At 70.0% G+C, this 11,884-nt stretch carries 13 protein-coding genes; 5 read left to right on the plus strand and 8 right to left on the minus strand.

Annotated features, from left to right (window positions below):
* Nucleotides 1-50: 50 nt before the first annotated feature.
* Genes I6J71_RS00130 through nhaA form a run of 3 tightly spaced genes read right to left on the minus strand, consistent with a single transcriptional unit; the run spans nucleotide 51 to nucleotide 2,768 of the window.
* Nucleotides 51-1,001 (minus strand): alpha/beta fold hydrolase, encoded by a 951-nt coding sequence (locus I6J71_RS00130; RefSeq protein ID WP_204092846.1) that lies wholly within the window; start codon nucleotides 999-1,001, stop codon nucleotides 51-53.
* A 22-nt stretch (nucleotides 1,002-1,023) separates the two neighbouring features.
* The gene (locus tag I6J71_RS00135) at nucleotides 1,024-1,521 is read right to left on the minus strand and encodes a phage holin family protein (RefSeq protein WP_204092847.1); all 498 of its coding nucleotides are present in this window, start codon (nucleotides 1,519-1,521) and stop codon (nucleotides 1,024-1,026) included.
* A gap of 59 nt (nucleotides 1,522-1,580) precedes the next feature.
* Entirely contained in the window at nucleotides 1,581-2,768 is a 1,188-nt protein-coding gene (gene nhaA, locus I6J71_RS00140; RefSeq protein WP_204092848.1) for a Na+/H+ antiporter NhaA, read from the minus strand.
* Nucleotides 2,769-2,976: 208 nt separating this feature from the next.
* Between nhaA and I6J71_RS00145 the strand changes: the two genes are divergently transcribed.
* Entirely contained in the window at nucleotides 2,977-4,434 is a 1,458-nt protein-coding gene (locus tag I6J71_RS00145; protein ID WP_204092849.1) for a peptide MFS transporter, read from the plus strand.
* Here the strand turns inward: I6J71_RS00145 and I6J71_RS00150 are convergent, their stop codons facing one another.
* Both I6J71_RS00150 and I6J71_RS00155 read right to left on the minus strand, forming a co-directional pair.
* Nucleotides 4,435-5,142 carry a VIT family protein gene (locus I6J71_RS00150; RefSeq protein ID WP_370542265.1) on the minus strand — a complete coding sequence of 236 codons (708 nt, stop codon included), beginning with the start codon at nucleotides 5,140-5,142 and terminating at the stop codon, nucleotides 4,435-4,437. It lies immediately after the preceding gene.
* 130 nt (nucleotides 5,143-5,272) lie between these two features.
* Nucleotides 5,273-5,932, minus strand: coding sequence for a DUF2848 domain-containing protein (locus I6J71_RS00155; RefSeq protein ID WP_239154323.1), 660 nt, complete (start codon nucleotides 5,930-5,932; stop codon nucleotides 5,273-5,275).
* 84 nt (nucleotides 5,933-6,016) lie between these two features.
* On the opposite strand from I6J71_RS00155, the gene I6J71_RS00160 reads away from it, so the two are divergent.
* Nucleotides 6,017-6,349, plus strand: a complete 333-nt coding sequence (locus I6J71_RS00160) for a cupin domain-containing protein (protein ID WP_204092851.1) — start codon at nucleotides 6,017-6,019, stop codon at nucleotides 6,347-6,349.
* Between the two features lie 45 nt (nucleotides 6,350-6,394).
* Here I6J71_RS00160 and I6J71_RS00165 read toward each other — a convergent pair whose 3' ends face one another.
* From I6J71_RS00165 to I6J71_RS00175, 3 genes are all read right to left on the minus strand, one after another.
* Complete coding sequence (locus I6J71_RS00165; RefSeq protein ID WP_204092852.1) at nucleotides 6,395-6,871, minus strand: DUF6319 family protein; 477 nt, start codon at nucleotides 6,869-6,871, stop codon at nucleotides 6,395-6,397.
* Between the two features lie 143 nt (nucleotides 6,872-7,014).
* Nucleotides 7,015-8,994, minus strand: coding sequence for an acetate--CoA ligase (acs, locus tag I6J71_RS00170; RefSeq protein WP_204092853.1), 1,980 nt, complete (start codon nucleotides 8,992-8,994; stop codon nucleotides 7,015-7,017).
* Between the two features lie 94 nt (nucleotides 8,995-9,088).
* Entirely contained in the window at nucleotides 9,089-9,670 is a 582-nt protein-coding gene (locus I6J71_RS00175; protein ID WP_204092854.1) for a GNAT family N-acetyltransferase, read from the minus strand.
* 114 nt (nucleotides 9,671-9,784) lie between these two features.
* Here I6J71_RS00175 and I6J71_RS00180 point away from each other — a divergent pair, with 114 nt between their 5' ends.
* From I6J71_RS00180 to I6J71_RS00190, 3 genes are all read left to right on the plus strand, one after another.
* A complete protein-coding gene (locus tag I6J71_RS00180) occupies nucleotides 9,785-10,282 on the plus strand; it encodes a phosphoribosyltransferase (protein ID WP_204092855.1) in 498 nt (165 codons plus the stop codon).
* The gene (locus I6J71_RS00185) at nucleotides 10,279-11,001 is read left to right on the plus strand and encodes an oxidoreductase (protein WP_204092856.1); all 723 of its coding nucleotides are present in this window, start codon (nucleotides 10,279-10,281) and stop codon (nucleotides 10,999-11,001) included. Before I6J71_RS00180 ends, I6J71_RS00185 begins: the two co-directional genes overlap by 4 nt.
* Nucleotides 11,002-11,090: 89 nt before the next feature.
* Nucleotides 11,091-11,864: a 3-hydroxybutyrate dehydrogenase gene (locus I6J71_RS00190; protein ID WP_204092857.1), complete on the plus strand. Its 774-nt coding sequence runs from the start codon at nucleotides 11,091-11,093 to the stop codon at nucleotides 11,862-11,864.
* Nucleotides 11,865-11,884 lie beyond the last annotated feature (20 nt).

Here is an 11,884-nt window from a genome sequence, read left to right on the forward strand (position 1 = left end):
GCACGACGTAACCGTTGCTACGCAAGTGGATGGCCGTGGCTGTGGCCGGATTAGTGATGAACGGCGCAGTAGCCGATGAAGTCCACAACGGACTTCGTCACGCGGTCCGGTTCCTCCAGGTGCGGGAAGTGCCCGACACCCGGCCAGATGCGCGGTTCGCCGTGCGGCCCGGCCCAGTGCACGGACGCGCGCGCGGTCTCGGGGACGATGCACGTGTCCACGGCGCCGTGCAGCTGCAGGACCGGCGCGGCGACGCGGGTGCCCACCGCGTCGGTGAAGCGGCGGCCCTCGCCGCGGAACTGGGCGCGGAAGGCCCAGCGGTAGTACTCCAGCGCGGAATGCGCGACGCCCGGCACGAGCATCGCCTGGCGGAACAACGCGATCGAGGTGGTGAAGTCCGAAGCGGACCGCCACGCCGGTCCGGACCAGGCGTGGAACAGCGCTTCCACGTTGGCGGCGCCGTCGCGCACGAGCCACTTCTCCGGCGCCATCGGCACCTGGAAGCGGAACAGGTGCCCGGCCGCGCGGGCCTGGCCACCGCGCAGGCGCAGGGCCGAACGGAGCACCGCGGACTTGAGCGCGAGCGGGTGCGCGGCCCCGACGGCCGTCACGGAAGCCACGAGCCGGGGGTGCAGGGCGGCGACCGTCCACGCGAGCAGGCCGCCCCAGGCGTGCCCGACGAGATGTGCGCGACGCGCGCCGAGCGCCTTGATCAGGCCGCCGACATCACCGGCCAGCGTCCACGCGTCGTAGCCGCGCGGGGGCTTGTCGGAGTCGCCGTAGCCACGCAGATCCACGGCCACGGCGCGGAAACCGGCGTCCGCGACGCCGCGCAGCTGGTGGTGCCACGTCCACCAGAACTCGCCGAACCCGTGCAGGAACAGCACCAGCGGTCCGTCACCGGCTTCGGCGACGTGCAGCCGGATGCCGTTGGCCGAGACGTCGCGGTGCGTCCACGGTCCGTCGATGCGGACGATCGACGGGTCGGGCGTGAGCTGCACTGGTTCGCACCGGCCCGGCGCGTCAGGGGCGCGTCGCGGGCAGGTCGTCTTCGGCGGTCCGGCGCGGCTTCAGCGCGGCGGCCGTCTCCTTGACGCTGTCGATCGTGCGCTCCGGCGCCTTGATCTTCTTCACCTTGCGCCAGCCGAGGAACGCCGTGACCGCGGTGGTCAGCAGCATCAGGCCGAACACGGTGAGGAACGCCGGCCAGCGCACGCCCCACCAGTCGGAGAGGATCTCGGCGATGAACAGGAACAGGAAGTACGTGCTGTAGAGCCCCACGGCGAGGGCGATCAGGAAGAAGACGGCACCCTTCATGCCCTTCTTCGCCTCGCCGACCAGCTCCGCCTTCGCCAGCTCGACCTCGGCCCTGACCAGCGTCGACAGGTGCTGGGTGGCGTCGCCGACGAGTTTGCCGACGGACTGTTCGGCGGCTGCGGCCTCTTCATCACTCGACAGGGGCAGGTACGGCACGGCCCCCACGCCGTCGGGGCCGGTGCGTCCGTGTTTGGGGCTGCTCACCGGGTCATCGTGCCACGTACCCCTTCGCCAAGCGCGGCGGACCGGCGGGAGTGTCGGGATCACGTCCTCCGAGCGTGCGCCCGGCTGCGCCGCAGCAGCAGCCCGGCCGCCGCCAGCGACGCGATGGTCGACGCGATCAGCACCGCCGCCTTGGCCACGTCGGTGTCCGGTCCGCCGAGCGCGAGCTCGGCGATCAGCAGGCTCACCGTGAACCCGACACCGCCGAGCATCGCGAGCGCGCACAGGTCGCGCCAGCTCGTGCCGGTCGGCTTTTCCGCCACGCCCAGCTTCACCGCCAGCGCGCTCGCGCCGAGGATGCCGGCGAACTTGCCGGCCACCAGTCCGAACAGGACCGCGAGCGGCAGCGCCGTGGTGAACACCCGGCCCAGCGCGTCGCCGCTCACCGAGACACCGGCGGCGAACAACGCGAACACCGGCACCGCGACGCCGGCCGACCACGGCTGCAGGCGGTGCTCCAGGCGCAGGGCCGGCGCTTCGTCCTCACCCTCGTCGAGCTTGACGCGCGTGAGCAGCCCGAGCGCGACGCCGGCGATCGTGGCGTGGATGCCCGCCGAGTGCACCGCGACCCAGGTGATCACGGCGAGCGGCACGTACAGCCAGGCTGTGCGCACGCGCTTGTGCTGCAGGTACGCGTACAACCCGAGAGCCAGCACCGCAATGCCCGCAGCCACCAGGTTGAAGCCCGACGTGAAGACGATCGCGATCACGAGGATCGCGCCGAGGTCGTCGACCACGGCCAGCGAGAGCAGGAAGACCCGAGCGCTGCTGGGCAGGTTCGACGCGGTCAGCGCCAGCACGCCGAGCGCGAACGCGATGTCCGTGGCCACCGGGATCGCCCACGCCTGGCCGAAGCCCGGCGTTCCGCCGCCGATGGCGAACGCCACCACGGCCGGTACGACCATTCCGCCGAGAGCCGCGAGCACCGGTAGCACCGCCTGCTTGACCCGCGACAGCTCACCGACCACGAGCTCGCGCTTGAGCTCCAGACCGGCGACGAAGAAGAACAACGCGAGCAGGCCGTCCTTCGCCCAGTCGCCGACCGAGAGGTTCAGGCGGAGGAACTCCGGCCCGAGGTGGAAGTCGCGCACGGCCCGGTAGACGTCGCCGGCCGGCGAGTTCGCCCAGACCAGTGCGACGGCTGTGGCGACCAGCAGGATGATCCCGCCGGTGGTCTCGGTGCGCAGGTAGCGGGCGAACTCGGCAGCGGCTCGGCGAGGTGCGTTCACGGGCGGGACCTCCGGGTACGGCAATCGGCACAGACTGTTGCCGACCAGGCTTCCCGGCGCACCTTGAGGTCATCTTAACGAACGCGAAACGACCGTAAGCGGCGCGAATGACCCTTCCCACACCCGGTCCGGTGTTCCGTTCACCCGTTTGCCTTCTAGCATGCCAAGCAGAAACGACAACGTTGTCCAGGACAGGAACGAGACAGTTGTGAGCACCTCCACCGAGGTCCAGCAGGACACGAGGTTCTTCGGGCACCCACGAGGACTGGCGAACCTCTTCGGCGTCGAGATGTGGGAGCGTTTCTCCTACTACGGGATGCTCGGCATCCTCGCCATCTACCTCTACTACTCGGCCGACAAGGGCGGCCTCGGCATCGACCAGGGCGCCGCGCTCGGCGTCGTCGGCGCGTACGGCGGCACGGTCTACCTCGCCACCGTGATCGGCGCGTGGGTCGCCGACCGCATCCTCGGGTCCGAGCGCACGCTGTTCTACAGCGCCGTGCTGGTCATGATCGGCCACATCGCCCTGGCGCTGCTGCCCGGCATGACGGGCATCGGCGTGGGCCTCGCGTGCGTAGCACTCGGTTCCGGCGGCCTCAAGGCCAATGCGACCGCCGTCGTCGGCACGCTGTACGCCGAGGGCGACGAGCGCCGCGACGCCGGCTTCACCCTCTTTTACATGGGCATCAACCTGGGCGCGTTCATCGGGCCGCTGCTCACCGGGCTCGCCCAGTCGGAGGTCGGCTTCCACCTCGGCTTCGGCCTCGCCGCGATCGGCATGGCGCTCGGCCTGATCCAGTACACGCTCGGCCGCAAGAACCTCGGCGCGAAGGCCTCGGAGGTCCCCAACCCGCTGCAGCCGTCGCAGCGCTGGCTCTTCGTCGGCATCGCGGTGGTCATCGTGGCCGCGATCGTGGCGCTGATCCTCTCCGGTGTCGTCGGCCCGGCGAACCTCGCGGACGTCGTCGTCTACGTGGTCATCGCGATCTCGGTCGTGTACTTCGTGGTCATCCTGACCAGCCGGAAGATCACCTCCGAAGAGCGCAGCCGCGTGTTCTCGTTCATCCCGATGTACATCGCGAGCGCCGCGTTCTTCTCGCTGTACCAGCAGCAGTCCACGGTCGTCGCGGCCTACAGCGACCAGCGGCTGAACCGCGACCTGTTCGGCTGGCTCATGCCGGTGTCGTGGGTCAACTCGATCAACCCGGTGTTCATCATCATCCTGGCACCGATCGTCGCCGCGATCTGGACGAAGCTCGGCGACCGGCAGCCGTCCACGCCGATGAAGTTCGTGCTCGGCACGGTGTTCATGGGCATCGCGTTCCTGCTGTTCCTGCCGATGACCGGCACCGGCCAGAACGGCAGCCCGCTGATCGCGCTCGTCGGCATCCTGCTGGTGTTCACGGTCGCCGAGCTGATGCTGTCGCCGGTCGGGCTGTCGCTGTCCACGAAGCTCGCGCCCAAGGCGTTCCGCACGCAGATGGTGGCGCTGAACTTCCTGTCGGTCTCACTGGGCACCGCGATGTCGGGCAAGCTCGCCGAGTCCTACGACGTGCACGACGAGACGCCCTACTTCAGCATCATCGGCGGTGTCGCGATCGTCGTCGGCCTGGTGCTGCTGGCGTGCATCCCGTTCATCAAGAAGCTGATGAAGGGCGTGCACTAGCTAACCGACAGTGGTGCCGAACAGCACCCCCACGAAGTAGGTGACGAGCATGGTGAGGGCGCCGACGCCGACGTTGCGGGTGATCGCGCGCCCCACCTGCGCGTTGCCGAGCCGGGCGCTCACGAAGCCGGTGAGCGTCAGGCCCACCACCACGGCCAGCGCACACGCCCACACACGCACGGACACGGCCGTCCACGCGATGGACAGCAGGGGCAGCAGCGCGCCGACCGTGAACGCGAGCAGCGAGGCCCACGCGGCCTGCCACGGGCTCGTGAGGTTGTCGGGGTCGATGCCGAGTTCGGCCTCCGCGTGCGCCTGCAGCGCGTCCTTTTGCGTCAGCTCGCGGGCGACCTGCGCGGCGAGCTCCTTCGACAGGCCCTTCTCCTCGTAGATCCCGGCGAGTTCGCGTTCCTCGGCCTCCGGCATCGTTTTCAGCTCGTGCTTCTCGAGCCGAAGCAGGGCGCGTTCCGTGTCGCGCTGGGTGCTCACGCTCACGTATTCCCCGCCGGCCATCGAAAACGCGCCGGCGACGAGCCCGGCGATTCCGGCGGTGAGGATCGTGGTGCTGCTGGTGGTGGCACCCGCGACCCCCACCACGATGCCGGCCACGGACACGATGCCGTCGTTCGCGCCGAGAACCCCCGCGCGCAGCCAGTTCAGCTTGCCGCCCACGTCGTCGTGTGGTTCGTGGGAGAAGTGGGATTCCATCGTGTCCACCGTTTCGGTCACTGGAATAGTGAAACACGGAATTCGCGTGGCCGCGACAGATTGTCGCTGTCGGATGGGCTACATCAAGGCAGGGTTTCCTTATTTAATTGTGCCTTGCCTTCGTCCGAATTCAGCCGATCGGCTCGGGCAGCGGCGCCACGGTGTAGGTCAGTTCGAGCACGTTGCCGTTGGCGGGGTCCGTCATCGCCACGCGCCAGCTCTCGCCGAACTGGTCCACGGCCGGGTCCATCGGCAGCGTGCCCGACAGCAGCGCGGTGCCCGGCGTCGCCAGGCCGCGCTCTTGGAGCACCGGCAGCCAGTACGACGGCGGGAGCAGTTCGGCGAGTGTGCCGTCCTGCACCGGCACGCCGTCGACCCACGACTGCAGGCGGACGGCGTCGAGGTCGGTGATGTCGTCGAGCCGCCACGCGCGCCGCGAGAGCACGTCGGGGTCGGCGTTCTTGCTCCAGGCGACGCCGTGGACCTCGAGTTCGCGGTCGGTGTGGTCGCACGCGGCGGTGAGGAGCACACCTTCCTCGGTGATCACGAGCGCCCACTCGGCTTCGCCGGACGTGCGCCCGTGCTGCGCCGGCACAGTCTCCGTCTGCTGCGCGAGGTAGGGCGCCACCGGGTACAGCGCGGGCGTCACCGACGGCGCGGGCACGCCCAGCTCGGCGAGTTCGCGCACGTGGGCAGCCACGTCGTCCTGGCTGCGCCCGGCGTAACCGGCATTGAGCAGCGTGTGCACGGAGGTCGTCACTTCGGAGCCGTCGAGCAGGGTGAAGCGCACCTGTGTACCTCCGGGAGTCTTGCGTCCAGCCTTGTATACATGGAGTATATCCGCGGGGGTGGCGTTGTCGCGGAGGTTCGCGGAATGAGCTGGCAGGAAGTGTCCACTGTGGAAGGGCGAGTGCTGGTCGGCGGCACGGCGTCCGTCCGCGAACGCGAGCGCGCCGCCCACGGCCTGGTGTACGAGATCCGCTACCCGGCCGGTGTCGGCTCGCCCTTGCACAGCCACGACCACGACAGCATCATCTACGTCCTCGAAGGCCGGCTCGCGGGTGAAGTCGACGGTGTGCGTGGCGAGTTCGGACCCGGCGACACCGTCGTGCACCCGCGCGGCGTGCCGCACCAAGTGACGGCCATTGTGGACAGCCGGTGGCTCGAGTTCAAAACCCCGCTGCCCGAAAAACCGCCCCTGGCGTGACGAAGGCCCGGCACCGCGAAGGTGCCGGGCCTTCGATCAGAACTGTCAGACGTCGAGGTCGGCAAGCGCCGCCTTGGCGGCCTCCAGCTCGGCCTCGAGCTGCGCGACCTTCGCGGCCTGCGCCTCACGGGCCTGGTTGATGACCTCGTCGATCGGAACCGACAGGTCCTCGTGCAGCTCGCGCGCGGCGCGCGACACGGCGGCGGCGGGGATCTCCAGGCCCTTCGCGACCCACTTGCTGCCGTTCTTCAGCTCGGCCTGCCACTCACCGTCGGCCGTGCCGGTGACGGTGAGGGTGAGTTCCACCGTGCGGGTCTTCTTCGCCGTGGACGCGGCGGCCTTGGGCCGGCCGCGCTTCGGCTTCGGTGCTTCCTCGGCGGGCTTCTCCTCGGAAGCGGGGGCCGGCTCCGCCGAATCGGAAGACGACGCCGCCGGGGTGGCGGGCTCGGTGGCCTCCGCGGCTTCGGTGGCCTGCGCTTCGCCCGCAGTGTCCTCGTCGTGCGTCAAGGCTTCCACGGTCATTCGTGTCGTCTCCTTGCCCGGGTAGGGGTGGGTACCGCGGCACATCTTAGAACAAGCGTTCGATGTCCGCCATTCAGGGTAATCACGCAGGAAGGGGCCCTCCCGGCCGGGAGAGCCCCTTCCTCACGACGGAGAACTTACCCCTACTCTTCCTTGCCCGACTGCAGGCCGGACGAGATCAGGTCCATCACCGAGGAGTCCGCCAGCGTCGTCACGTCACCGATCGCCCGGTTCTCCGCGACGTCGCGCAGCAGGCGGCGCATGATCTTGCCCGAGCGCGTCTTCGGCAGCTCCGGCACGACCATGATCTGGCGCGGCTTCGCGATCGGGCCGATCTCCTTGGCGACGTGGTTGCGCAGCTCCTGCACGGCTGCCTCGCCACCGTCGACGGCGTTGCCGCGCAGGATCACGAACGCGACGATGCCCTGGCCGGTCGTCGGGTCGGTCGCGCCGACCACGGCCGCTTCGGCCACGGTCGGGTGCGAGACCAGCGCCGACTCGACCTCGGTGGTCGAGATGCGGTGGCCCGACACGTTCATCACGTCGTCGACGCGGCCCAGCAGCCACACGTCGCCGTCGGCGTCGTACTTGGCGCCGTCACCGGCGAAGTAGAAGCCCTGGTCGGCGAAGCGCGACCAGTACGTCTCGCGGTAGCGCTCCTCGTCGCCCCACACGCCGCGCAGCATCGACGGCCACGGCTTGTCGAGCACCAGGTACCCGCCGCCGCCCTTGCCGACCTCGTTGCCCTGGTCGTCGACGACCTTCGCCGAGACACCCGGCAGCGCGCGCTGCGCCGAGCCCGGCTTCGCGCCGGTGACGCCCGGCAGCGGCGAGATCATGATCGCGCCCGTCTCGGTCTGCCACCACGTGTCGACGACCGGCGTCTTGTTCGCGCCGATGGTCTCGCGGTACCACATCCACGCCTCGGGGTTGATCGGCTCGCCGACGCTGCCGAGCACGCGCAGCGACGTCAGGTCGTACTTGGCCGGGATGTCCGCGCCCCACTTCATGAACGTGCGGATCAGCGTCGGCGCGGTGTAGTAGATGGAGACCTTGTACTTCTGCACGATCTCCCAGTGCCGGCCCTCGTGCGGGGTGTTCGGCGTGCCTTCGTACACGACCTGCGTCACGCGGTTCGCGAGCGGCCCGTACACGATGTAGCTGTGGCCGGTGATCCAGCCGATGTCGGCGGTGCACCAGTACACGTCTTCGCCCGGCTTGTGGTCGAACACGTTGTGGTGCGTGTACGCGACCTGCGTGAGGTAGCCGCCGGAGGTGTGCAGGATGCCCTTCGGCTTCCCGGTGGTGCCGGAGGTGTAGAGGATGAACAGCGGGTGTTCGCTGTCGAACGCCTCCGGCGTGTGGTCGGCCGGCTGGCCGTCGACGAGTTCGTGCCACCACAGGTCGCGCCCCTCGGTCCAGGGCACCTCGCCCGGGAGGTCGCTGCCGGTGCGGCGGACCACGATGACCTTCTCCACGGTCTCGGCGCCCTCTAGCGCCTCGTCCACATTGGCCTTCATCGCGGCGGCCTTGCCGCGGCGGTACTGGCCGTCGGAGGTGATCACGATCTTCGCCGCCGCGTCGTCCACGCGAGCGCGCAGCGCGGTCGGGGAGAAGCCGCCGAAGACGACGCTGTGCAGCGCGCCGATGCGGGCGCACGCGAGCATCGCGAAGATCGCCTCGGGCACCATCTGCAGCTGGATCGCGACGACGTCGCCGGCCGTCACGCCGAGCGAGGTCAGCGCGTTGGCGGCCTTGGAGACCTCGTCCTTCAGCTGCGCGTAGGTGATGTCACGGGTGTCGCCGGGCTCGCCGACCCAGTGGATGGCGACCTGCTCGCCGTGGCCGGACTCGACGTGCCGGTCGACGCAGTTGTAGGCGACGTTCAGCTTGCCGCCGACGAACCACTTCGCGAACGGCGCATTGGTCCAGTCCAGTACTTGGGTCCACTTCGTATCCCAGCTCAGGCGCTCGGCCTGCTCGGCCCAGAACTGCTCCCGGTCGGCGTCCGCCTTGTCGTACATGTCGGCTTTGGCGTTGGCCTGGGCGGCGAATTCGTCGCTCGGCGGGAAGGTGCGGCTCTCGGTGAGCAGGTTGTCCAGAGCTGGGGACTGCTCGGTCATGGTTGCAAGGCCTCCTGTAGTGCGAACCCGCGGCTCACGGCACGCTAGCGACGTTAGTCCGCCCAGGACAAGCGCGCAGCTGTGTCGCGGGCCGTCAGGCGAGGCGGGCCAGCAGCCGGGCGCGTGCGCCGGGCCATTCAGCTTCCGTCATCGAGTACACCACCGTGTCGCGCGTCGTGCCGTCCGGGCGGATCCGGTGGGCCCTCAGCACGCCCTCGCGCTGGGCTCCGAGTCGTTCGATCGCGCGCTGCGAACGCAGGTTCCGGCTGTCGGTCTCCCACGCCACGCGCTGGGCGCCGAGCACCTCGAACGCGTTGCGCAGCAAGAGGAACTTGGCCTCGGTGTTGAGTGCGGTGCGCTGCCACCGGGGGCTGAGCCACGTGTGCCCGATCGACAGGATCCGGTGCTTGGGCACGATTTGGTAATACGAGGTGGTGCCGGCGACGAGGCCGGTGGTGAGGTCGACTTGTGCGAACGCGAGGCGGTCGGGGTCGGCGACGGCGGCTTCGACGTACCGCTCGGCGTCGGCCGGACCCTCGAACGGCCGGGAGCTCAGCCACGTCCAGATCGCCGGATCGGGTCCGGCTTCGAACAGGCCCTTCGCGTGGTCCGGACGCAGCGGTTCGAGGCGCACGTGGGTGCCGGACAGGGTCGGGTGGTCGCTCCAGTCGCTCACGAACCGAAGCTACGAGCGTAAGTGGTCTTGCGTGATAGCCAATTCTCGATCATTTCGCCAGGCCACTTTTCGGTTGCTTATGCTCCCTGGACCGACGGAATGGAGAGGCGCGGCATGGCTGACGAGCGGGAAGAGCTCACCTGGGAGTTGTTCGGCGGCGCCAGCAGGGAGCTGGCGGAGCAGGTGGCGGCCGACGGCTTCGAGCCGGACCTCATCCTCTCCATCGCGCGCGGCGGGCTGTTCGTCGCCGGCGCCCTCGGGTACGCGCTCGACGTGAAGAACCTGCACGTGATGAACGTCGAGTTCTACACCGGCGTCGACCAGCGCCTCGACCTGCCGGTGATGCTGCCGCCGGTGCCCAACGTCGTGGACCTGAGCAACAAGAAGGTGCTCGTCGCCGACGACGTGGCCGACACCGGCGCCACGCTCAAGCTGGTGCGCGACTTCTGCGCCGACCACGTGGCCGACGTGCGCTGCGCCGTGATCTACGAGAAGCCGCATTCGACGGTGCAGAGCGAATACGTGTGGCGGCGCACCGACCGGTGGATCAACTTCCCGTGGTCGGTCCTGCCGCCCGTCGTCAAGCGCGCGGGCCAGGTGCTCGACGCATGAGCGACCCGCTCAAGCCGCTGCTGGACCTCGACGGCGTCGCGGCCGCGGCCAAGGCGGCGCAGGACGCGGTCTTCGCCGTGCACCGGCTGCCCGCGAACCTGCGCGGCGGTGCGGAAACGGCCGCGGAAGCGTCCGTCCGCGCGGCCCGCGCGTCGGCGGGGATCGACGGTGCGAACCCCGAGCTGCCGGCCGGCGGTGCCGTGGCCGATCCGCTGCTGGCCGGCGCGTTGCGCGTGGCCGAGACGCTCGAAGCCATGCTGCCCACGTGGCGGCGCGCACCGTTGCAGGCGCTGGCGCGGCTGCACGTGCTCGCGGCGGCCGACGTCGTGACCGACCAGAACGCGCTCGGCCGGCCCCGCTCCGGCGGCGAACGCCTCGAACTGCTGGCCCAGCTCGTCACGGGTGCGACTTCGGTGCCCGGCGCGGTGCTCACGGCCGTGGTGCACGGTGAGCTGCTCGCGCTGCGGCCGTTCGGCTCGGCCGACGGGGTGGTCGCCCGCGCGGCGGCGCGCCTGTCGATGGTCGCGACGGGGCTGGACCCGAAGTCGCTGACCGTGCCGGAGGTGGCGTTCTTCCGGCGCGTGCCGAAGTACGTCGAGCTGGTCGACGGCTTCGCGGCCGGCACACCCGAGGGTGTGCGCGAGTGGCTGCTGTTCTGCTGCGAAGCGTTCGAAGCGGGCGCGCGCGAGGCCCGCAGCATCTCGTCGGCGGCCGGCTGAGACGTGTGGCAGTGCCACACTGGGTTTTGCGGTTCTGTGGTGGCTCGGCACATGGTCGGCAAGGTCGGCGCACCCTAACCTCGTAGCCCATGACCAGTGGTGCACGTCACAGCTCGCCCCGTGCTCTCGATGGCCGGGTCGCCTTGGTGACCGGCGGAGCGGGCGGCATCGGCCTCGCTTGCGTGCGGGCGCTCGCGGCGGTCGGAGCCAAGGTGCACGTCGTCGACGTCGACGCGGCCGGAGCCGAAGCGGCCGCGGCCGAAGCCGGGGGCTGGGCGCACGTCGGCGACCTGACCGACCCCGCGGTGATCGACGCACTGCCGGCTGAGCTCGACGTGCTCGTGAACAACGCGGGCGTGCAGCACGTCGCCGCGCTCCACGAGTTCCCGCCCGAGGAGTTCGCGCGCATCCAGGCGCTGATGGTCACCGCGCCGTTCCTGCTGATCCGCCGCTCGCTGCCCGCGATGTACGCGCGCGGCTGGGGCCGGATCGTCAACCTCTCCAGCGTCCACGGCCTGCGCGCCAGCCCGTACAAGGCCGCGTACGTGGCGGCGAAGCACGCGCTCGAAGGACTGTCCAAAGTGGCCGCGCTGGAAGGTGCGGAGCACGGCGTGACGAGCAACTGCGTGAATCCCGGGTACGTGCGCACGCCGCTGGTCACCGCGCAGCTCGACGCGCAGGCCGCCGAGCACGGGCTCGACGCGGACGACGTCGTCGAGCAGGTGCTGCTGCGGCGGGCCGCGATCAAGCGGCTCATCGAACCGGCGGACGTCGCCGACCTCGTGGTGTGGCTGTGCGGCGAGCACGCCGGCCACGTCACGGGCGCGTCGCTGCCCCTGGACGGCGGCTGGTCGGCCGCCTGAACCCCCGTCCCCACAGCGAA

This window comes from Amycolatopsis sp. FDAARGOS 1241 (assembly GCF_016889705.1).
GTDB lineage: Bacteria > Actinomycetota > Actinomycetes > Mycobacteriales > Pseudonocardiaceae > Amycolatopsis.